The sequence below is a fragment of the Nonomuraea sp. NPDC048882 genome, assembly GCF_040649755.1.
In the GTDB taxonomy this organism is placed as follows: Bacteria; Actinomycetota; Actinomycetes; order Streptosporangiales; family Streptosporangiaceae; genus Nonomuraea; species Nonomuraea maheshkhaliensis.
Window position 1 is genome coordinate 624,212 of record NZ_JBEZGB010000001.1, and the last position, 22,372, is coordinate 646,583.

General features: G+C 71.6%; 14 protein-coding genes. 7 read left to right on the forward strand and 7 right to left on the reverse strand.

The features are described from left to right. Positions 1 to 248 precede the first annotated feature (248 nt). The 3 genes from AB0C27_RS02655 to AB0C27_RS02665 all read right to left on the reverse strand — a co-directional run bounded on the left by AB0C27_RS02655 (position 249) and on the right by AB0C27_RS02665 (position 1,893). Positions 249 to 737: a type II toxin-antitoxin system VapC family toxin gene (locus AB0C27_RS02655; protein WP_357836728.1), complete on the reverse strand. Its 489-nt coding sequence runs from the start codon at positions 735 to 737 to the stop codon at positions 249 to 251. Then, positions 734 to 1,054, reverse strand: coding sequence for a prevent-host-death protein (locus AB0C27_RS02660; RefSeq protein ID WP_357836731.1), 321 nt, complete (start codon positions 1,052 to 1,054; stop codon positions 734 to 736). The genes AB0C27_RS02655 and AB0C27_RS02660 overlap by 4 nt, the downstream gene beginning before the upstream one ends. A 191-nt stretch (positions 1,055 to 1,245) precedes the next feature. Further along, a complete protein-coding gene (locus tag AB0C27_RS02665) occupies positions 1,246 to 1,893 on the reverse strand; it encodes a nucleoside monophosphate kinase (protein ID WP_357836734.1) in 648 nt (215 codons plus the stop codon). Between the two features lie 149 nt (positions 1,894 to 2,042). Here AB0C27_RS02665 and AB0C27_RS02670 point away from each other — a divergent pair, with 149 nt between their 5' ends. The 6 genes from AB0C27_RS02670 (at position 2,043) to AB0C27_RS02695 (ending at position 11,956) form a co-directional block, all read left to right on the forward strand. Further along, positions 2,043 to 3,287, forward strand: coding sequence for a peptidase C39 family protein (locus tag AB0C27_RS02670; protein WP_357836737.1), 1,245 nt, complete (start codon positions 2,043 to 2,045; stop codon positions 3,285 to 3,287). Positions 3,288 to 3,415: 128 nt separating this feature from the next. After that, complete coding sequence (locus tag AB0C27_RS02675; protein WP_357836740.1) at positions 3,416 to 7,963, forward strand: hypothetical protein; 4,548 nt, start codon at positions 3,416 to 3,418, stop codon at positions 7,961 to 7,963. Between the two features lie 236 nt (positions 7,964 to 8,199). Next, positions 8,200 to 9,312: a polysaccharide lyase family 1 protein gene (locus AB0C27_RS02680; RefSeq protein WP_357836743.1), complete on the forward strand. Its 1,113-nt coding sequence runs from the start codon at positions 8,200 to 8,202 to the stop codon at positions 9,310 to 9,312. A 100-nt stretch (positions 9,313 to 9,412) separates the two neighbouring features. Beyond that, positions 9,413 to 10,249 (forward strand): helix-turn-helix transcriptional regulator, encoded by an 837-nt coding sequence (locus AB0C27_RS02685; RefSeq protein WP_357836746.1) that lies wholly within the window; start codon positions 9,413 to 9,415, stop codon positions 10,247 to 10,249. 133 nt (positions 10,250 to 10,382) lie between these two features. Then, positions 10,383 to 11,237 carry an oxidoreductase gene (locus AB0C27_RS02690; protein WP_357836749.1) on the forward strand — a complete coding sequence of 285 codons (855 nt, stop codon included), beginning with the start codon at positions 10,383 to 10,385 and terminating at the stop codon, positions 11,235 to 11,237. Continuing rightward, entirely contained in the window at positions 11,234 to 11,956 is a 723-nt protein-coding gene (locus tag AB0C27_RS02695) for an SDR family oxidoreductase (RefSeq protein ID WP_357836752.1), read from the forward strand. The genes AB0C27_RS02690 and AB0C27_RS02695 overlap by 4 nt, the downstream gene beginning before the upstream one ends. Positions 11,957 to 12,012: 56 nt before the next feature. Here AB0C27_RS02695 and AB0C27_RS02700 read toward each other — a convergent pair whose 3' ends face one another. The 3 genes from AB0C27_RS02700 to AB0C27_RS02710 all read right to left on the reverse strand — a co-directional run bounded on the left by AB0C27_RS02700 (position 12,013) and on the right by AB0C27_RS02710 (position 18,956). Further along, complete coding sequence (locus AB0C27_RS02700; RefSeq protein WP_357836755.1) at positions 12,013 to 14,172, reverse strand: ATPase; 2,160 nt, start codon at positions 14,170 to 14,172, stop codon at positions 12,013 to 12,015. Positions 14,173 to 14,346: 174 nt separating this feature from the next. Beyond that, on the reverse strand, positions 14,347 to 17,580 hold the full coding sequence (locus AB0C27_RS02705) for a hypothetical protein (protein WP_357836758.1): 3,234 nt from the start codon (positions 17,578 to 17,580) through the stop codon (positions 14,347 to 14,349). Further along, on the reverse strand, positions 17,577 to 18,956 hold the full coding sequence (locus AB0C27_RS02710; protein WP_357836760.1) for a glycoside hydrolase family 43 protein: 1,380 nt from the start codon (positions 18,954 to 18,956) through the stop codon (positions 17,577 to 17,579). Before AB0C27_RS02710 ends, AB0C27_RS02705 begins: the two co-directional genes overlap by 4 nt. A 318-nt stretch (positions 18,957 to 19,274) precedes the next feature. Between AB0C27_RS02710 and AB0C27_RS02715 the strand changes: the two genes are divergently transcribed. Then, complete coding sequence (locus tag AB0C27_RS02715) at positions 19,275 to 20,102, forward strand: hypothetical protein (protein ID WP_357836763.1); 828 nt, start codon at positions 19,275 to 19,277, stop codon at positions 20,100 to 20,102. A 71-nt stretch (positions 20,103 to 20,173) separates the two neighbouring features. Here the strand turns inward: AB0C27_RS02715 and AB0C27_RS02720 are convergent, their stop codons facing one another. Continuing rightward, the gene (locus AB0C27_RS02720; protein ID WP_357836766.1) at positions 20,174 to 22,147 is read right to left on the reverse strand and encodes a translation factor GTPase family protein; all 1,974 of its coding nucleotides are present in this window, start codon (positions 22,145 to 22,147) and stop codon (positions 20,174 to 20,176) included. Positions 22,148 to 22,372: the final 225 nt, after the last annotated feature.

Consider the following 22,372-nt stretch of genomic DNA (forward strand, 5'->3'; position numbering starts at 1 on the left):
GGCTAGGGTCGCAGAGCCAGGCCGCTGGCACACATCTCGACCGGCGGGCGGCGCGACTGCTCACCGACCCAGGGTTCGCAGACTGGTCCCACGCCATGTCCACGGTGACCGGAAAGCACGAGTTCCTCATCCACCGCCTGCGGGAATGGACCCTGCTCAGGGCGATCGCCATGGACGCCCCCTGGAGACCGGAGGAGGTCGTCGCTGCCTCCGACTGGTGCCAGCGTACGGCCGTGCAGTTCCTCACCTCACCGGCCGCACTGCGCCTGCTCGCCGGGGAGGGCAGAACCCGACGCGTCCGCACGGCCGCCGACCGCTGCGCTGACCCATCGTGGCCGGGTGACCGGGACCACGGTGAGCAGGTGGTCCAGGCCCTCGAAGTCCTTGGGATTGCAGGTGTAGAGGGGGAGGCGGTTTGCGATGGCCACGCAGGCGATCATCAGGTCGGCTGTCCGCGGCCGAGGTTTGCGTCCTGAGGCGATGACGGAGGTCCACAATTGGCCGTACTCGCGGGCGGCGGTGTCGTCGAAGGGAAGAGGGTCGAACTCGGCCTCGACAGCTTGCAGGGTCTTCATTCGCTGGGCGAGTTCCTGCGTCCCGGCGGCCACCAGCACACCGACCGACAGTTCGGCGGTGGTGATGGCGCTGATCATCATCTCGTCGGGCAATTCGTCAGGGTTGATGTCAGCCCGCAGGATGAGGATGTTGGTGTCGAGCAGCCCATGAGTGAGGGTCATTCCCCGCCCTCTGCGAACTCGCCCCTGCCGTAAGCGCGGTCGTAGGGGTCATAAAGGTCGTCGTTGACGTAGCGGTTCATGTCCTCGCGGTATTTCCGGTCGTCCAGCCTCGGCATGCCGCGGGACATGGCGGCGAACTCGGCGCGCGAGACGGCCCGGCGGCGACGGCGAATGGGGACCAAGTCGCCGATGTGGTGGCCGTTGCGTGTGACGGCGTACCGCTCGCCGCGTTCAAGGCCGTCCATGATCTCCGCTGACCGGTTGCGCAAGTCGCGTTGGGAGATCTCGTGCGAGTGGTCGGCTTCAGGAGTGCTCACTCGTCAACTCTATCTCGACGTGCTATCAGGTGCCACCGGGTGGCACCTCGTCGACGCACCGGATCGACACGGTTGGTTCGGTGTGGTAGTGGACTCCTTTGGAGGGGCCGCGTCATTGTCGGGCAACCGTCGTTCTTACGGTGTGGTGAGCAGTTCGTTCTGGTGCGCCGAGTGCAGCAGTCGCACACCACCTACCCCTGGTACGGCGGCAGGTTGAAGCGGGTGCGGATGGCGCGTTGGACGGTGGTCTTGTCGGCCCGGGCGTCGATGGTCATGACGTACTCCTTACGCCGGAACAGCTCCAGCACCGGATCCGTCTTGCTGTGATAGTCACGAAGCCGCCGGGCCAGTGCGTCCGGGGTGTCGTCCTCCCTCGTGACCAGGTCCCCGGCGCACACATCGCACCTGCCCTCCACCTCCGGACGGTGGGCGATGAGGTTGTAGTCCATGCCGCACCGCGCGCACAGCCGTCTGGCCAGGACGCGGCGGCGGACCTCGTCGTCCGGCAGGTCCAGGTGGATCACCCCGTCGAGGTCGTAGCTCTCCAGGAAGAACTCCGCCTGGGGGCGGTTGCGGGGGAAGCCGTCGACGACGAAGCCGTAGTTCCAGTCGTGAAGCTGGAGCCGGTCCTTGACCACGTCGGCCACCAGGTCGTCGCCCACCAGCTCGCCCGCCGCCACCAGGCGGCGGACTTGGGCGCCGAGTTTGGTGTGGTTTTTCACGTGCCAGCGGAAGATGTCGCCCACGCTGATGTGCACCAGGTCGAGGTCGGCGGCCAAGAGAGCGGCTTGTGTGCCTTTTCCGCTGCCTTGGACGCCCATAATCACATATTTCCGCATTCGTCCAAACTCCTTGCCTCGTAGTCATGCCACCCTCCCATCGAGGCCCGTACGACGGAACCGCGCCGATACGTAGATCTGCGGATGCTTTGCCAAGCCCGTCGTGCCTAATCTCGGCGGCGACGACCGGGTTCGGAGAAGGTGGGTCCATGCGTGCGCTGACCGTGTTCCTGTCCACCCTCGCCCTGGTCACGACGGTGGCGGCCCCGGCGGGCGCGAAGCCGGCCGCCGCCGTCCCCGACGTCGTCTTCCACCGGGCCGACTTCGCCACCGGCACCCGGGAGGGCACGACCCATGCGGACGGGCTGGCGTTCGGCTCGGCGGCGGGCACGGTCACCCACACCGACGCGCTCGGCACCAAGACCTGGGAGTACGCCCGCTGGACCGGCCCCGAGCGGGCCATCGGCTTCGCCGCCACCGAGCTGATCGCCTCCTGGACGGCGGACGTCCCCCGGGGTAGCTGGCTGCGGGTCGAGGCCCGGGTCAGGAACGCGGAGGGGCTGACGAAGTGGTATTCGCTGGGCCGCTGGTCCTACGCCGAGGGTGACGTGCTGCGTACGTCGGTGCCCGGCCAGGGCGACGCCGACGCCAAGGTGGCGGTCGACACGCTGGTCGCGGCGGCGGGCAGGCCGATGAGCGGCTACCAGCTCCGCCTCACCCTCTACCGCCTGCCGGGCTCGGGCGTGACGCCGCGTGTGCGCACGTCCGGCGTGATGAGCTCCAACGTGCCCAGCCGTAAGACCGTGCCGGTCAGCCCGGGCGGGGGCGCCTGGGGGAAGGAGCTGGCCGTGCCGCGCCGCTCCCAGAACGTGCACCAGGGCCACTACCCCGAGTGGAACGGCGGCGGCGAGGCGTGGTGCAGCCCGACCTCGACCACCATGGTGATGGGCTACTGGGACGTGTGGCCGAGCGAGCGCGACACCGCCTGGGTCGACCCCGCGGACCCGAACCCCGAGGTTGATCACGCCGCCCGGCACACCTACGACCACGCCTACGCGGGCACGGGCAACTGGCCGTTCAACACCGCCTACGCGGGCCGTTACGGCCTCGACGGGTTCGTCACGCGGCTGCGGTCGCTGACCGAGCTGGAGCTGCTGATCAAGGCGGGCGTCCCGGTCATCACATCGCAGTCGTTCAAGAAGGCGGAGCTGCCGGGGGCCGGGTACGGCACCGACGGCCACCTCATGGTGGTCGTGGGCTTCACCGCGACCGGCGACGTGATCGCCAACGATCCCGCCTCGCCGAGCAACGATGCCGTACGGCGGGTCTATCCGCGGGCGGCGTTCGAGAACGTGTGGCTGCGGAGCTCCAGCAGCGGTGGCGTGGCCTATGTCATCCATCCGCCGGGTCGCCCGTTGCCCGCCACGACGCCCGGTCTGCCCGCCAACTGGTGACGCTCCGTCAACCCCTCGACGCGCGGCCGAGATCTGCGTACCGTAACAACCGGGCAACGGGGGGTTGACCGCGCCCTGACCTTCCCTGCCACCATGGCCGCAAGCATTCCCACGTTGTGGAGCGCCGGATGAGCGAGGACGAGTCGACGACGATCGAGAAGACCCGGCTCGTGCGGCCCCCCCGGTGGAACGGTCCACCACTGCTGCTGTCCGCGGCGGAGGCCAGGGTCGTGGTGGCGGGCACCGGCGCGCATCGGCCCTCCTCACGACTGCCGCAGGTGCCGGCCGTGCCGGCCACCGTCACCGATCTCGGTCATGCTCTGGTCGAACGGGCGGGCCTGGCGCCGGCCAACCTGTCCGTGCTGCTCGATCCGGCGACCCCGGCGAATCTGGGCGAGGCGCTGGAACGGGCGGCGAGCGAGGCCACCGGCGTGCTCATGTTCCACTATGTCGGGCACGGGCTGTTCGGTCCCGGGAACGAGCTGCACCTGGCCACGCGGGCCACGACGGATCTCACGGAGGGGGTGCCGGGCTACCAGGCGCTGCCGTACTCGATGGTGCGCCGGATCCTCGCGTCGTCGCGGGCCGAGCTGGTCGTCGTGATCCTCGACTGCTGTTTCACCGCCGGCCCCAGGCCGGTGCCGGCCAAGGCCATGGAGCAGGCGCTCGACGTGTCCGCGCGGGGGGCGTACGTGCTGGCGTCCTCCAGCAAGGACGAGAACGCGTGGGCGCTGCCCGGCGTCAGGCACACCGCGCTGACCGGCGCGCTGCTGCGGCTGCTGAACGAGGGCGACCCGTCAGGGCCACCGGCGTTCACCCTCGACCACGTGCACCACCACCTGTCCCGGGTGCTGCCCGAGGCCGGGTTCCCCAAGCCGCGGCGGCAGGCCGGAGCGCTCAAGGAGCTGCCGCCGCTGGCCGTCAACGCGGCCCACGACGCGCCCGCCGGCCGGACGGGCCCGCCGACCGGCTCCCCCGGCGACCTCAACAGCCCCTACCGCGGGCTCGCGGCCTTCGGGCCCGAGCACGCCGGGCTGCTCTTCGGCCGCGAGGAGCAGACGAGGTCGCTGGTGACGCGGGCGCGCCAGGCGCTGCGGACCCCGGGGCCGCCGGTGGTGATCGGCTCGCAGGCGTTCGAGACCGGCGGGCCGCTGGTCCTCACCGGCCCTTCAGGGTGCGGGAAGACCTCGCTGCTGCGCGCCGGGCTGATCCCGGCGCTGGCGAAAGAGGGCGGCCGGCAGGTCGTCATGACCCCGGGCGCGCGGCCGGTGGCCGGGCTGGCGCGGGAGCTGTCGGCCCTGACGGGCAACGATCCGGAACGGCTGCGCGCGGTCATCGAGTCCGACCCCGGCGCGGCCGGGCGCGGGCTGCCCGCCCGCACGCTGCTGGTGGTGGACCAGTTCGAGGAGCTGTTCACCGTCTGCACGGACGAGCCCGCGCGGCGGCGTTTCGTCGAGGCGCTCGTCGCGGTCTCGCGCTCCGCGGCCGTGGTGATCGCGGTCCGGGGCGACTTCTACGGGCGCTGCGCGAACTATCCCGGCCTGCTGGAGACGATGCGGCGGCCCGAGATCGTCGCTCCCATGACCCCGGCCGAGCTTCGGGCGGCGATCGAGGAGCCGGCCGTGCGCTCGGGGCTCTCGCTGGAGCCCGGGCTGGTCGAGCTGATCATGGAGGACGTCCAGGCGGTCGAGGACGACCTGCTGCCCAGGCTCTCCCACGCGCTGCTGGCCACCTGGCAGCGGCGCAGCGGCGGCGTGCTCACCATGGCCGGCTATCGCTCCGCCGGCGGGGTGGCGCGGGCGGTGGCGATGAGCGGCGAGGAGACGCTGCGGCGGCTGGGCGCGGAGTCCGAGCCGGTGGCGCGCGGCCTGCTGGTCCGGCTGGTGCACGTGGACGAGCGGGGCGGTGGGCTGCGGCAGCGGGTTCCGGTGAACGAGCTGAGCCCTGGGCCGTCGTCGATCGAGGGGCAGGTGCTGGCGGAGTTCGTCCGGGCGCGGCTGGTCACGCTGGACGGCGCCCAGGCCGAGCTCGCGCACGAGGCGCTCATCCGCGCCTGGCCCCGGCTCGCCACCTGGGCGGAGACCGGGCGGGCCCAGCTGCTGGTACGGCGCCGGCTGGCCGAGGACGCGCTGATGTGGCAGCGCGACGGCCAGGACGCCACTTACCTGTACGCCGACGACCGCCTCGCCATCGCCCAGGCGGCCGTGACCGCGTCGGCCCCCGGTGTCCAGGCCGGCGTGACCGCGACCGAACCCGGCCGAACCGCGCAAGCCCCCATGGCCACGAACGCCCCCGCGACACCCGCCGCCGGCCGAACCGCGCAAGCGCCCGCGGCACCCGGCGCTGCCCCTCCCCTCACCCCCGTCGAGCGGGACTTCCTGGCCGCGTCGCGGAGCCGGCAGGCGCGGCGTTCGCTGATCGCGCGTGCCGCCATCGCCTCCCTCGCCGTGCTGTTCCTCGTGGCGGCGGCGGGCGGCGTGGTGGCGCTGGTGCGCAGCGGGCAGGCCAACCGGCTGGCGAACGAGGCCGCCGCGCAACGCGACCAGGCCCTGTCCCGGCAACTGGCCGCGTCCGCGAGCACCGTCAGGGACACCTCGCTCGGGTCCCAGCTCGCCCTGGCCGCCTACCGCGTCTCGGCCACCCCCGAGGCCAGGGGCGCGCTGCTCGGCTCCCTGTCCCGCCCGGTCGGCGCCCGCATGATCGGGCACACAGGCCCGGTCGAGCGGGTCGCCTACCGCCCCGACGGCCGCGTCGCCGTCACCGCCTCCGGCGACACCACCGCGCGGCTGTGGAACGTCACCGACCCCCTGCGCCCGAAGGCCATGGGCGTGGCGAAGGGGCACACCGGCGGCGTGCTCGCGGCGGCGTTCAGCAAGGACGGCAAGACGCTGGCCACGGCGTCGGCCGACGGCACGGCCCGGCTGTGGAACGTCTCCGACCCGGCGAGCCCCCGCGCCCTGTCCACGCTCAAGGGGCACAAGGAGCAGGTCACCTCGGTGGCGTTCAGCCCGAAGGGCGACGTGCTGCTCACCGCGTCCGCCGACGGCACCGGCCGGCTGTGGAACGTCAAGGACACCGCCAAGCCCGCCGCCGTCTCCGTGCTGAGCCGGCAGTCGGCCCTGACCAGGGCGGTCTTCAGCCCGGACGGCCGCCTGGCCGCGCTGGCCGGCACCGGCGGCACGATCGCCATCCTCGACGTGCTCACCCCCGCGCAGCCGAAGAGCCTGGCCACGCTGACCTCGCAGGAGGGCGCCGTGCGCGGCGCGGCCTTCTCGCCCGACGGGCTCAACCTGGCCACGTCCTCCGCCACGGGCGCGGTGCAGGTGTGGGACATCACGGCGACCAAGCTGCTCGGCACGGCGCGCGGCCACTCCGCCTCCGTGGACGACGTCGCCTACAGCCCCGACGGCAGCGTCCTGGCCAGCGCCTCGGCCGACGCCACCGTGCGGCTGTGGAGCATGGAGTCGCCGAGCGAACCCGAGCTCACGGCGACGCTGGCCGGGTTCCCCGATCCGGTGACGGGCGTGGCGTTCAGCCCGAACGGCCAGAACCTGGCCACCTCCGCCACCGACGGCATCGCCCGCCTGTGGAACGTCCCCAACGCCTCCCGCGTCGCCCCGCGAGCCAGGCTCGACCGGCACACCGCGCCGGTCAACGGGATCGCGATCGCCAAGAGCGGCCGCGTCCTGGCCACGACCTCGGACGACATGAGCGTCAAGCTCTGGGACCTGGCCGACCCGGCGGTGGCCGTCCCGCAGTCCACGCTGTCGGGGCACACCGGGAAGATCATGGCGGCCTCGTTCAGCCCCGACGGCCGCCGCCTGGTCACGGCCTCGCTCGACAAGACCGCCAAGCTCTGGGACGTCTCAGAGCCGGCCACCCCGAAGCTGCTCGGCACGCTGAGCGGGCACACCGACGGGCTGCGCTCGGCCGCGTACGGACCGGCGGGCAAGACGGTGGTGACGACCGCCCGCGACGGCCGGACGATGGTGTGGGACGTCGCCACTCCCGCCACCCCGAAGCGGCTCTCCACGCCGGGCGCCGCCGACCGGCGGCTCAACACCGCCGTGTTCAGACCTGACGGCCGCGTGGTGGCGACGGGCTCGGGCACCTCGTCGGTACGTCTCTGGGACGTCTCCAAGCCCGCCAAGCCCGTGTCGCTGAAGACCTTCTCGGCGGCCTCCGGCGGGGTGCTCGACCTGAGCTTCAGCAAGGACGGCAAGACGCTGGCCGTGGCCGCCTCCGACGGCACGGCGCGGCTGTGGGACGTGTCCCGCCCCGCCCAGCCCAAGGCGCTGGCGAGCCTGCCCGGGCACACCGCCGACGTCTCCGCCGTCGCGTTCGCCGCCGACGACCGCACGCTCGTCACCGCCTCCCAGGACCGTACGTTGCGCGTCTGGAACGTCGCGGACCTCGCGCGGCCCTCGCTCTGGGCCGTGTTCGCCGGCACCGAGGCGGCCGGCGACGTGGAGCTCGGCCCCGACGGGACCGTGCTGGCCAGCGCGTCCGGCACGGCCGCCCAGCTCTGGGGACTGAACGTGGAGCAGGCGAGCGCGAACGTCTGCGAGGCCGCCGGCACGCCGGTCACCAGGGCCGAGTGGGCCCAGTACGTCCCCGGCCGCCCCTACACGCCGCCCTGCCCTGCCACGACCGCCACCCCGGCCGCCGGCTCGTAACGCCACCCGGGCGGGGCCCGCCGGACAGCGCCCCCGCCTGGACGGCACCCACGCGCGATGCTCTGCTGTCGAATGCGAGTGTCGAATGCAACCGCTTGCCGAGCTCTGCCGAGGTTGCGCATGCGACGCCTCATCCTCCCCCCACTGATCGCCCTGACGGCACTCGCGACGGCCCCTCCCGCGACGGCCTCCCCGGTGCCGGCACCACCGGCGGCTCGGCCGCCCGCCCCGAGGACGTGCACGTCGTACGGACCAGGGCGCAACTGCTGGCCGCGCTGAGCGATCCGGCCGACAACACGCCCAAGATCATCTACGTGGAGGGCTCCACAGACGCCGACACCGACGCCGCCGGCAACCCGCTGACCTGCGACGACTACGCCGCAGACGGCTACAGCCTGCCCGCCTACCTGGCCGCCTACGACCCGGCCGTCTGGGGCAGGACGACCGTCCCGTCAGGGCCGCTGGAGGAGGCGCGCAAGGCGTCGTACGCCAGGATGGCCGAGCACGTCACGATCACCGTCGGCTCCAACGTCACCCTCATCGGGGCCGGCCGGGACGCGGCGCTGAAGAGCTTCGGCCTGCGCGTCATCGGCGCCGACAACGTGATCATCCGGAATCTCACCATCACCGACACCTCCGACTGCTTCCCGCAGTGGGACCCGAGCGACGGCGCGGAGGGCAACTGGAACGCCTCCTTCGACAACATCGAGGTCTCCGGCTCCACTCACGTCTGGATCGACCACAACACGCTGAACGACGGCGACAACCCCGACTCCGGCCAGCCGTCCTACTTCGGCCGCCCGTACCAGGTGCACGACGGCCTGCTCGACATCGTCCGCGGCTCGAATCACGTCACCCTCTCCTGGAACCACCTCAGCGGCCACGACAAGGTGACCCTGATCGGCAACACCGACAACCCGGACAGGTACGGCGAGCAGGACAAGCTCAAGGTCACCCTGCACCACAACCACTTCGAGGCGCTCGGGCAGCGCACGCCACGGGTGCGCTTCGGGCAGGTGCACGTCTACAACAACTACTACCGAGGCGGGGACGGGCACGGCTACAGCATCGGCGTGGGCTTCGGCTCCCAGGTGTACGCCGAGGGCAACGCCTTCGAGGGGATCGAGGCGGCGAAGGTGCTGACGGTGTTCAACGGCACGGCCATCACGGCCAGGGACAACCTGGTGGACGGCGTGCCGGTGGACGTGGTGGCCGCGTACAACGCCGCCAACGGCACGACGCTCGGCGACGACGCCGGCTGGATCCCGACGCTGGTCCCCCGGCGGCATCCGGCCGAGGTGCTGCGGCACCTGGTCCCGGCTGGCGCGGGAGCGGGCCGGCTCCGCTAGCGCCGGCGCCGCCGCGCCGGGAGCCGCGCTGCCGGAGGGTGGGTGTGGCGCGGCCACCCTGAGCCTCCCGACCTGCTCTTTTCTGGCCTAGCCTCGAAGCATGGACACGGAGAACCTGCTCGGGCAGTTCCTGCGGGCCCGCCGCGAGCTGCTCCAGCCCGAGGACCTGGGCCTGCCGGTCGGCGTCCGCCGCCGGGTGTCGGGCCTGCGCCGTGAGGAGGTCGCCCAGGCCGCGGGCGTGAGCACCGACTACTACGTACGGCTGGAGCAGGGCCGCGAGCGCCACCCTTCCGCGCAGGTGATCGACGCGCTGGCCCGCGCCCTGGAGCTGGAGGAGGACGCGGCCGCGCATCTGCACGAGCTGGCCCGCCACCGCGACGGCCGGCAGCGCGGACAGGGCGGCTCAGGTCAGGGTGGCGGCCCCGAACAGGTGAGCCTTCGCCTGCTGCGCATGATGGACGCCTGGCCGCACACGCCCGCCGTGGTGATCGGCCGCCGGATGACCGTCCTCGCCGCCAACATGCTGGGCGAGGCCCTGTTCGCGGGCCACGCCCACAGCGGTGACCTGGTGCGGCTGGTGTTCCTCGACCCGGACGCGCGTACGTTCTACCCCGACTGGGACCGGGTGGCGCTCAACACCGTCGCCGGGCTGCGCCAGTCGATCGGCACCGACTACGACGACCCCGCGCTCGTCGAGCTGGTCGGGGAGCTGTCGCTCAAGAGCCGGGAGTTCCGCGAGCTGTGGGCCCGGCACGACATCCGCCAGAAGACCCACGAGACCAAGCGTTTCCGCCATCCGCTGGTGGGCGAGCTGACGCTGCACTACGAGTCGCTGACCGTCAACAGCGCGCCGGGGCAGCAGCTCGTCGTCTACCAGGCCGATCCGGGCAGCGCGTCGGAAGAGGCACTCGGCCTGCTGGGCAGCCTCAGCGCCTGAGCCCACCGCGGGGCGGCCGCACCGCCTGAGCCGGGCGGCCGCAACCGCCTGAGCCATCCCGTCCACCGCGCGGCGACCTTCGCCGGCGCGCCATACGACCATGCCGCGAAACCATCAGAAAGCACCTCACACCATGCAGGACACCCACGTCTGGTTCATCACCGGTTGCTCGACCGGCCTCGGCCGTGCGCTGGCCGCCGCCGTCCTCGATCGCGGCCTGCGTGCCGTGGTCACCGCCCGAGACCCTGATCAGGTGGCCGACCTGGTCGAACGCCATCCCGGCCGCGCCCTCGCCCTGCCGCTCGACGTCACCGACGCCAAGCAGATCGAGTACGCCGTGGCCGAGGCGCACCGGGCGTTCGGCCGGATCGACGTGCTGGTCAACAACGCCGGCTACGGCTATCTGGCCGCGATCGAGGAGGGCGAGGACGAGCAGGTGCGGGCCCTGTTCGACACCAACGTGCACGGCCTGGTGGACGTCACCAAGGCCGTGCTGCCCGGCATGCGCGCCCGCCGCTCCGGCCACGTCGTGAACCTGTCCTCGCTCGGCGGCCTGGCCGCCTTCGGCGCCACCGGCTACTACCACGCGACCAAGTTCGCCGTGGAGGGGCTGTCGGAGTCGCTGGCGGCCGAGGTCGGGCCGCTGGGCATCAGGGTCACGATCGTGGAGCCGGGCGCGTTCCGTACGAACTGGTCCGGGTCGTCCATGCGGCAGTCCGGGATCAGCATCGGCGACTACCTCAAGACCGCGGGCGCGCGCCGCGCGTCGACCCTGGCCACCTACGGCCACCAGCCCGGCGACCCGGAACGCGGCGCCGCGGCGATCATCGCCGCGGTCCAGGCCGACGAGCCGCCGCTGCGGCTGCTGCTCGGCAAGGTCGCCTACGACGTGGCCACGGCCCGGCTCGGCACGCTCGCGACCGTCTTCGACACCTGGCGCGAGCTCACGCTCAGCGCCGACTACCCCACCCAGGAGGGAACATCATGAGCAAGGTCGTTCTGATCACCGGCGCGAGCAGCGGCATCGGCGAGGCCACCGCGCTGCGCCTGGCCGCCGACGGCCACCGCGTGGTCCTCGGCGCGCGCCGCGAGGACCGGCTGGCCACGATCGCGAAGGCGATCGAGGCGGCGGGAGGCGAGGCCGACGTGCGCCGCCTCGACGTGACCGACCGGCGCGACGTCGCCGCCTTCGCCGACGCCGCCGCCGAGCGGCACGGCCGCATCGACGTGATCGTCAACAACGCCGGCGTGATGCCGCTGTCCCGGCTGGACGCGCTGCTGGTCGAGGAGTGGGACCGGATGATCGACGTGAACGTGCGGGGCCTGCTGTACGGGATCGCCGCCACCCTGCCGCACTTCCAGCGCCAGGGCGAGGGTCACTTCGTCACCGTCGCCTCGGTCGGCGCCCATGAGGTGGTGCCGACGGGGGCGGTCTACTGCGGGACGAAGTACGCCGCCTGGGCGATCACCGAAGGGCTGCGGCAGGAGCTGGACCCGGGCATCCGGGTCACCACCCTCTCCCCCGGCGTGGTGGAGTCGGAGCTGGCCGACTCCATCACCGACCCGCTGGCCCAAGGGGCGATGCGGGACTTCAGGAAGGACACGATCCCGCCCTCCAGCATGGCGGACGCCATCGCCTACGCGATCGGCCAGCCGGCGGACGTGGACGTCAACGAACTCGTCATCCGCCCGGCCCGGCAGCGCTGAGCGGGCGCGGGCGCGGGTCTGCCGGTCCTGGGCCGACCGGAGAGCCGGGGCGAGGGTCAGCTCAGCGGGCCGCCGTTGTGCAGGCCCTCGCCTTCGGGTTCGAGCGCGTACGCGATGCCCGCGTCGATGTCGCTGTCGAACCCCGTCTGGTAGGCCACCGTGTACGCGTTGTCGCCGAGCAGGTCGCGGGCCTGCGCCTCGCAGCCCTTCCTGGCCGCCACCCACGCCGCCACACTGGCCTGGGCCTGGCCGTGGGTGCTCCAGATCCGCTGGGCCAGCCCGAGCAGCCGCGCGGCGCGCATGGCCCGCCCGGCCGCGCCCGCCGCCAGGGCCAGCAGGTCGACGGTCATGCCGATGCCGAAGCTGTCGTGCAGCCGCCGCTTGGTGCGCAGCGCCGCCTGCCCGTAGGAGACGGCCGCGTCGAGCCGCCCGGCGCTCAGCTCGGCCTGGCCGCGCAGCAGGTCGCCGTGGGAGCGCATCAGCTGCTCGCCGCGTTCGTCGCAGAGCGAGCGCAGGTCCTCCAGCACGGCGATGGCGTCGTCGATGCGGTTGTCGACGGTGTAGGCGTGGCCCCGGCACAGCAGCGCCAGCAGGCCGGCGATGGTCAGCGGCTCGCCGCTCCAGCGAGCGGTGTACGAGGGCTCAGACTCGGCCATCGCCTGCACCAGGTTGCCCCTGATCACCCCGGCGGAGGCGCGCAGGGCCCTGACGCACGTGGCGGCGTAGGGGTCGCCTTCGGGGGCGGCCAGCTCGCACTCCGCGGCCCTGGCCTCGGCCGCGTCGGCGTCACCCTGCGTGGCCGCGAGCAGGCCGTCGGCCCACAGCGCCTGCGCGAGCGCGGGTCCCGGCCTGGTGTCCAGGTCGAGGGCCTGGCGCAGGTAGTGGCGGCCCTCCTTGGCGTAGCCGCAGCCGTACCAGAAGAAGGCCAGCGTCCCGGCCAGCTCCAGCGCGGGCAGGCCGTCCTTGACGCCGAGGGCGACCTCCATGGCGGCGCGCAGGTTGTCGTGCTCGCCGACCATGCGGTCGTACCAGGAGATCTGGCCGGGGCCGAGCCAGCCGGCGGCGCCCTTGCTCGCCAGCGACAGGTAGTGCTCGCGGTGGCGCTGCTTGAAGCGCTCTTCCTCGCCGAGGCCGCGCAGCCAGCCCGCGCCGTATTCGCGCAGCGTGTCCAGCATGCGGTAGCGCTCGCCCGCACCGGTCGGCAGCCAGGTCAGGATGGACTCCTCGGCCAGCGCGTCGAGCAGCTGCCCGATGTCGGCCTCCGCGAGCAGCTCGTCCGCGCACACCCGGCGTACGGCCTCGGCGTCGAAGTCGCCGGCGAACACCGACAGCCGCGCCCACAGCAGCCGCTCGGCGGGCTCGCACAGCTCATGGCTCCATCCGATGGCGGTACGCAGCGCCTGGTGCCACGGCGGGCCGGTCTCGCCGGACGCGCCCGGCGTGGCGGGATCCGCTAATGCGGCGGGATCGGCTGACGCGGCGGGATCGTCGCGGAGCGTGGCGAATCGGTCGTCGAGCCGGTCGGCCAGGTGCTCGACCGGCATCTCGCGCAGCCGCGCCGCCGCCAGCTCGATCGCCAGCGGGATGCCCTCAAGCCGCCGGCACAGCCGGATGACGGCGTCCTGGTCCTGGTCGGCGAGGTCGAAGCCGGGCACGGTCTCGGCGGCGCGCTCGGCCAGCAGCGCCACCGCGTCACCGAGACCGGCGCTCGTGCCGGGCGGCGGGACCGGCAGCGGGTCGACCACGTGGACGAGCTCGCCGGTCACGTCGAGCGGGCGGCGGCTGGTGGCCAGCACGCACAGCCCCGGCACGGCGTCGAGCAGCGTCTCGACCGTTGTGGCGCAGGCGCCGACGAGGTGTTCGCAGGTGTCGAGGACGAGCAGGACCTCCCGGTCGAACAGGTGCTCGGCCAGCACCTCGACCATCGGGCGGGTGGTCTGGTCGGTGAGCCTGAGCGCCTCGGCGATGGCGTGCGGCAGCAGCGAGCCGTCGACGAGCGGCGACAGCTGCACCAGCCAGGCTCCGCCGCTGAACCGGGGCCGCAGGTCGGCGGCGGCGCGCAGCGCGATGCGGGACTTTCCGACACCGCCCACCCCCGTGAGGGTGACCAGGCGGGATCGCCGGGCGGCCTGGCGCACCTGTTCGAGCTCGGCGCGGCGGCCGATCAGGCTCGTCAGCTCCGCCGGGAGGTTGCCTGCCTGCCACTTGCCCACCATGCGATCGCCACCTATCGGCCGGATTTGTTACAGCAGCTTGCCCGACGACGCCGCGCCATGTCACCGAAAGTGAGAATGTCATTACCCCGATGCACGCGATCGTGCGCCCGCAGCGCGGGTGCCGTCAAGAGGAGGAGCGCCCCCGATATCGGGAGCGCTCCTCGCGTTGGCACCTCAGGTTCCGTAGGCCCTGACCTCCAGCAGGCCGACGGAGCTGGTGCCGGTCCCGGTGAGCAGCACCCGCAGGCGGGTGGTGCCGGTGGCGGTGAAGGTGACGGAGTTGTAGGCGTTCTTGGTCAGCGGGTACGCCGAGGCGCCGGGCACGTCCACGTACGCGCTGCCGTTCCAGTACTGCAGCTTCCACGACGCCGGCATGTCGATGCCCTGCTCGTCGTCGAAGAAGTACACCTCGGCCCGGTTCAGGGTGCGGGCCGAGGACCAGGTCAGGTCCACCCACTGCTGGCCGGTCTGCGGCCAGCAGCCCCAGCGCGGGTTGACCGTGTCGTTGGAGGAGGGCGGGTCGATGCCGTCGTTGACTGCGGCCACGCTCTCCCACGACGAGGTGTAGGACGCGGTCGGCGTGGCCGCGGCCGCCAGGTTGGCCGGCGGTGGCGTGCCGCCCCGGTTGTGCGCCTTGATCTCGGTGAGTCCGGTCCGCGCGCCGGAGGCGGCCGTGGCCAGCACCCGTACCCGCTGGGCAGTGACGGCGGGGAAGCGCACGAGGTTGTAGTTGGCCCGCGGCGCGGCCGGGGTCTTGGTCTGCGCGGGCACACTGACCCAAGCCGAGCCGTTGTGGTATTGGATGTCGTACGACGCGGGCGCCCGGTAGGTCGAGTTGGCCGGGCGGCTGTCCTTGAAGTGGAGCCGGATCTCGTCGAGGGTGCGGGCCGTGCCGAAGTTGAGCTCGTACCAGTCCTGCCCGGCGGTCGTGCCGCCCCAGAACGGCTCGTTGATCGGGAAGCCGTCCACGGCGCCGGCGGCCGAGCTGCCCGAGGCGGTGGTGGAGGCCGTGGCGGTGGCGCCGGCGGCCAGGTTGGGCAGGTCGGCGGTCAGGTCGACGCCGGCCTTGGCGAGCAGGTCGACCATGCGGGCCCCGCTGTGGACGACCTGGGCCGGCGAGCGCAGGCCCGGGACGGCGACGTGGTGGGTGACGGTGCCGCTCGTGGTGACCGTTCCGGTGGCCGGGTCCCAGGTGAAGGGCACGAGTGAGGAGACCGTGGCGGCGCGGGTGCCGTTGACGTAGATCGAGTAGCCCTCGGGCACGCCGGGGTAGCGGACGACGCCGTCGGCCGGGTCGTCCCAGACGATGGTCAGGTCGGCGCCGCGGTAACGCAGGTTGTTGACGGTGAAGTGGGTCCAGCCGATGCCGATCGGCGAGAGCTCCACCTTGGCGTCGTTGCGTGGCCGCAGCCCGGCGACGTCCTCGATCACGGTCCAGTTGCCGCTGCCGAGGATGTTGTGGTGGATCCAGGAACGGTAGGTGATAGAGGAGCCGTTCCAGTCGGCCCAGAACTCGTTGGCGTCCGGCCACTGGGTGTTGCCGCCCACGTACTGGGCCCAGACGTTCCAGTAGAGGAGCTTCTTGTACCAGGTCGCGTCGATCCACTCGTTCGGGTAGTTACGCAGCACCGAGGAGAGCAGGCGGAACTGCACGGTGGAGTTGATCGTGGAGAAGTTGTTGCTGCCGGTGCCCGAGGCCGCCTTGTCGGCCTGGTTGGCGGTGTAGAAGGGGAAGATCGGATACTGGGCCGGGTCGTCGAAGAGGCGCAGCGCCTGCTTGTAGGTGCTGGTGTTGGGGATCGCGCCGACAGCGAACGGGTAGTAGTTGTTGATCTCCTTCCACGGCACCCATTCGTTGGTGGACTTCAGCCGGTGCTCGAAGAGCTGCCGGCCCGGGTTCCACAGCACGTTGACGATGGCGTTCTGGATCTGCGTGGCGAGCGTGCGCATCTCCGCGGCCTTGGCGGTGTTGCCGACCGTCTCATACGCCTGGGCGGCGGCCAGCGCGCCGCTGTACTGGTAGGCGCTCTCGGCCCGGTCCATCCGGCCCGGCTTCCAGTGGAAGGAGACGGCGTCGGCGTCGTTGCCGGTCAGGGCGCCCCAGTCGTACTCGATCAGCTTGTTGTTGTCGGTGTCGTAGTGGGACAGCTGGCCCTTGACGTCCTGCTCGGCGTAGCGGGCCAGGTTGGCGGCGATGCCGGGCTGGCCGCCGTGGATCTGGTAGCTCTTCCAGGCGGCCTCGCCGATGTACTGGGTGTAGCTGTTGGACCAGTTCTCCGGATCACCGGGGTTGTCGAGGAAGCGGCCGTTCTTGGAGGTCTGCCCGACGCTCAGCCAGTCGCCGTAGGAGTAGATCGGGTCGCGCAGGTACTTGAGGTCGTCGATGTGCATGGGCTGGGTCAGCGCGATGGCGTTGTTGTAGCCGAGCACGCCCTCGGTCGAGGTGGGGAACTGGAAGGTCTGGCCGGGGATGTCGGCGTCGAGGTGGTTGAAGCGCATCAGCCACCAGCGGTAGTAGATGTTCTTCTTGATGGCCGGCTCGGGCACGTCGATGTAGGGGACGTTCTCGGCCCACCAGCGGTTGTAGGCGCGCACGTGGGTGGCGAACGCGGTGGCGGCGGAGTAGCCGGCGTAGGCGTCGTACTCGGTGCGGGAGGCCGGGATCTCACTGGTGACGAAGCCCATGACGACCTTGACCGTGACGGTGGCGCCGGCGGCGATCGTGAGCGAGCGGTTGAGCCCGCCGCTGGAGACCGCGCAGCCGTCGCAGGTGAGCCGCGGGTAGAGGGTGGTCAGGTTGTTGTAGGCGTTGACCTGGCCGGTCAGCTCGGCGCCCGAGCCGGTGGTGGCGTACGGGGAGGTGGCGCGCAGCTGCAGCGTGGTCGTGCTGGCGCCGCCGTTGGTGACGGCCAGGTTGGCCACGGCCACGTTGTTGTCGGTGATGAACTTCGTCTGGTTGACGGTGATCGAGCCGCTGGTGTGCCGGCTCTTCCAGTGGCTCGGCGCCTGCCAGCGCGAGCTCACCTGTTCGGTGAACGTGCCCGGCGTGAGCGCGACGGTGAAGGCGTGGTTGTTGCTGATGCTCTCCCAGTACGCGGCCTGCCCGGCGAACCCGAGCGTGCCCGGCGTGTGCGTCTTCATGAACAGCGCCCGGCCGCGCGACATGAGCCAGGTGCCCGCCGGGTCGTTGCCGGGCCTGGCCAGCAGCCGGTCCATCCAGAAGTCCGTACCGGAGCTCTCCGCGTCGTAGATGGCTCTCATCATGTCGCCGGTCGTGTACGCCCCCGGCGGCGCGGGGACGGCGGGGCCGCCGAAGGAGGGGTAGCCGATGGTCTGGTCGGCGTGCGCCGGGGCGCCGGCGACGAGTAAGGCCGCGATCAGCAGCAGAGCGGACAGGACGCGCCTCATGAGAAGGCCCTCCATTCGAGCACGCCGGTCGAGTAGCCGGTTCTGGAGGTGATGTTCAGCCGCAGCCTGGTCGTGCTGACCGGGCTGAACGTGGTCGGGTTGAACGTGTTGCCGGCCACGCCGCAGCCGGGCAGGTCGACGTAGGCGCTGCCGTTCCAGTACTGGAGCCGGCAGGAGGCGGGCAGGTCGATGCCGAGGTCGTCGTCGAACCAGTACACCTCGGATCTGGAGATCGTCCGGGCGGCCGGCCAGCGGTATTCGAGCCACTCGGTGCCCTGGTGGTTCCAGTTGCCGTAGGCGCCGTGGCTGTGGTCGGCCGAGCTGACCGGGGTGTGGCCGTCGTTGATCGCGCCGAGCGTCTCCCAGGGCGAGACGTACGAGGTGGACGGGGTGGCGCTCGCGGCCAGGTTGCCCGGGGTGACCGGGCCGCCGGTCTGCACGACCTTCCGCATGGTGCCGTCGGCGTTGAAGAAGAGCTGGTCGATCGTCACCGAGCGGCGGAAGTCGCCCCCGCCCTGACTGGCGGCGTTGTGGTAGACCATGTACCACTGGCCCTTGAACTCGATGATCGCCGGATGGTTGGTCGTCGAGCTCACCTGGTCGAGCACGATCCCGCGGTGGGTCCACGGGCCCATCGGGTTGCTCGCGGTGGCGTAGCGCACGCACGCGTAGCCGGGCGCCGAGCAGGCCGAGTCGTTGGCCGCGTAAGCGAGGTAGTAGACGCCGGCGCGCTTGAACATCCAGGGGGCCTCCCAGAAGTTCGACACGCCGCTCGGGGTGATGACCGGGCCGTTGATCGAGGTCATGTCGGCGTTGAGCCTGGCCGCGCGCAGCCCGTAGTAGGAGCCCCAGTAGAGGTAGACCTGGCCGTCGTCGTCGGTGAAGACGGTCGGGTCGATGTTGAGCGGGGAGGAGTTCGGGGTGCTGTCGCTGACCAGTGGGCCGCCCTTGGCGTCGGTGAACGGGCCGAGCGGGCTGTCGCCCACGGCCACGCCGATGTCCATCCAGCCGGGGCCTCTGCCGTTGACGGAGGCGTACCAGTAGTAGCGGCCGTCGGCGCCGCGCTCGACCTCACTGGCCCAGGCGTCCCCGCCCGCCCACGGGAAGGTCGCCAGGCTCAGCCGGGCGCCCTGGTCGGTGAAGGTGGTGGCGTCGGAGGTGGTGAAGACGTGCCAGTCGCGCATGACGAAGTTCGTGCCGCCGGTCGGGGCCTCGTCGTGGCCGGTGTAGAGGTACAGGATGTCGCCCGCGACCAGCGCGGCCGGGTCGGCCGTGTAGATCGCGGTGGTGATCGGCGGGCCCGCCAGTGCGGGCCGCGCGGTGCCGGGGAGGAGCAGGAGTGCCGCGGCGAGGGCCGCCGCCCATCGTCGTCTCATGAGTGGCCCCTTGTGGATGTGAGCGCTAACATGATGAGCCCGGGACTACCTAAAAGGTTTTCGGGAACGTAGATCGCCGAGGCCGGGTCTGTCAATCGACTCCTGCACGTTGTTGCAAGTGTCATGACCTGCGGAGAGGCGAACGCGGCGGCGCTGATCAGCTCAACCGTTTTTGGTTACAGTTTCGTATCATCGAAAAGGGTTTCGGCGACTTTCTTCGTCCGATGTCATGACGTGGCCGTGCCGCGCGCCTGCGCGGAAAGTCCACCGGCGCATGAGAGGTTCCGAGGAGTAGCTCCTGATCTCCAAGGAACTTCCGTGGTACACGAACGCGAAGACCGGCGGGTCAGCCGGCGACGGCTCATCACCGGAATCGGCACCATCGGCCTCGGCGGCCTGCTCACCGCCGGCGATCCCAGCTTCGGCGTCACCCTGACGGACGACCCGGCCACCGTCTTCGACCCCGACACCCACGCCAAGGCGGACGCGTTGTTCGCCAAGGCCAGGACGTGCCGGCTGGCGCCCAGCACGATGCAGGGCCCCTACTACTTCGAGACCGGCGCGATCCGCAGCGACCTGCGCGAGGACCGGGAGGGCGTCCGGCTGCGGCTGGCGATCAAGGTCCAGGACGGCTCCTCCTGCCGGCCGCTGCCCAGAGCCGTGGTGGAGATCTGGCACTGCGACGCCGCCGGGCTCTACTCGGGCGCCGAGTCCGAGTCGCTCGACGCGCTCAAGGACAGGGGCAAGGACGGCAAGGCGAAGATCAATCCGGACACGAAGTTCGCCGACCTGCGGCCCACGGACCGCAAGCGGTACCTGCGCGGGGTGCAGATCGCCGACGCGGGCGGGGTCGTCCGCTTCACCACCATCTGGCCGGGCTGGTACCCGGGACGTACCGTGCACATCCACGCGATGGTGGTCGTGGACGATCGGCGTGCTCTGTGCACGGAGCTCATGTTCGACGAGAGCCTCAACCGGCGGGTGCTGACTCAGGCTCCTTACCTTGGGCACGACCAGGCGCGCGACACCTTCAACGGCAACGATCCCGTCTTCAAGGACGACATGCTGGCTCATGTCGTGCAGGACGGAGACGGGTACCTCGCCGTCGTCGTGGTGGCCACCGATCCCGACCTGCGGCAGGTCTGACCGTCCGCCGCCCCCGAGCCGCCCATGGGGTGCGGGCGGCACGGGGGCTCTGGGGGACGGGCCTGGGCGCGTCAGACCCGGCGTGCCACGTGCAGCAGGTACTCCTTCCGGTCGAGCGGGTTGTGGTCGGAGCGCGGGCGGCGCGGGATCGGGCCGCGCACGGGCTCGTACCGGTCGAAATCCGACTCCAGCACGGCCTCGCCCCTGGTCAGCCCCGGCAGCCGCCGCTCCAGCTCGTGCACCCTTGCCGCCGGGATCAGCCCCTCCACCAGGGAGGAGCGCTGGGTGCGCGGGGTCGCGCCGAGCCGGGCCAGCACGGGCAGCACCGGGCCCAGCGTGTCGGGCGGCAGTTCCAGGCGGAAGCGGTGCATCGGCTCGTACACCGTGCTGCCCGCCCGCCTCAGCGCGTCCATCAGCACCAGCGGGACGAGGTTGCGGAAGTCGGCCGCGACGCTCGACGGAGGCGAGTATCCCGCGTGGGTCAGCGTGACCACGCAGTCCAGCACCTCCCAGCCGTGCAGGCCCTGGTGGAGGGTCTCGTGCACCGTCTCCTCGATCGCGCTCATGAACGCGTACGGCAGCGACCCCAGCTCCACCTCCAGCCGGAACTCCACTCCCCCGCCCGTCGGGTCACCCGCCCCGCCCGGCTCGACGCGCAGGCCGACGGTCGCGACGAACGGGTTGGGGTCCTTGCCCAGCACCTCCAAGGCCGCGCCCGTGCCGGCGGGCCGTTCGACGCAGATGGTGGTGGTCTCGCGGAAGGTGACCTCCAGGCCGAAGTCGTCCAGGAGCGTGGCCTGGATGACCTCCTTCTGCACCTCGCCGTAGAGCGAGACCGACACCTCCTGGCGCAGGTCGTCCTGGCGCAGGCCGATCAGCGGGTCCTGCTCGGCGAGCCGGCTCAGCGCGAGGTGCAGCGCGGCCCGGTCGGCGGCGCGACCGGGCGACACGACGGTCTCCAGCGTGGGCGGCGCGAAGTGCCCTGCGGAGGCTCGCCTGGCGCTGGGGCCCGCGTCCGCCGTGTCCTGGTCCTCCGGGCGGGTCAGCCGGTCGCCGATGCGGACGTCGGTCAGGCCCCAGAGGCGGGCGATCCGGCCGGCGGGCACGTCCTGGCAGCGCACGGACGTGCCGCCGTCGAAGACGCTGATCGCAGTGACCCTACCCTCACGTCGGTCGTCGAAGTGGAGCCGGTCGCGGGTGTGCAGGGTGCCGCCGAAGATGCGGGCGTAGGCGACCTTCTCCCCTGCGGGACCCCGTTCGATCTTGAAAACGGTGCCCGAGACAGGATCGTTCGGGTCGTCCTGGGCGGGTGGCAGCAGCTCCCTGACGCCCGCCATCAGCGCCTCCACGCCTGCCCCCATGACGGCCGAGCCGAAGAACACCGGGTGGACCAGCGTCCGGCCGGTCTGGTCGGCGAGTTCCGCGCGCAGGCGGGCGGTGGAGATCGAGCTCTCGTCGTCCACGTACGCCGCCAGCAGCGCGTCCTCCTGCGCGGCGAGCACGTTCACCAGGTCCTCGGCGAACGCGGCCTGGCCGTCGAACGGCGTGAACGCGGCGGAACCCGTACCGAGGCCGGAGACCGCGCCCATGGCGACGACGGAAGGGGACAGCTTGGCGGCGAGCTCGCGCAGGACGCCGTCGTAACGGGCGCCACGGCGGTCGATCTTGTTGACGAAGACGAGCGTGGGGATGCCGAGGCGGCGCAGCGTGCGCATGAGCACGCGGGTCTGCGCCTGCACGCCCTCCACGGCGGACACCACCAGGACGGCGCCGTCCAGCACGCTCAGCACCCGCTCCACCTCGGCGATGAAGTCGGGATGGCCCGGCGTGTCGATCAGGTTGACCGTGGTGTCGCCGACGGCGAAGGACACGACCGCCGACTTGATGGTGATGCCGCGCCTGCGTTCCAGGGCAAGGGTGTCGGTCTGAGTGTTGCCGTCATCGACGCTGCCGACCTCGTCGATGACCCCGGCGGCGTGCAGCAGCCGCTCGGTCAGGCTGGTCTTACCGGCGTCTACATGCGCCAAGATTCCCAAGTTGAGCATACGCAACGAACGTCATGTCCTCTGATCGGCCGACTCCTTCTTTCGTGTGGGACATGGACGCCTGGCGCATCGGGGCTCCTCCGGGTCGTTCGGCCACGACAGTGATCGCCACGGTCGCGGCAATGGGCGTTCGGCCGCCGGAAAGCACATCAGACCGTCTCCCCGAACGGCAACCGATTTACGCAGCGCCGGTCTGCCATGGGGTAATGTTTGGACAGTTGCCCA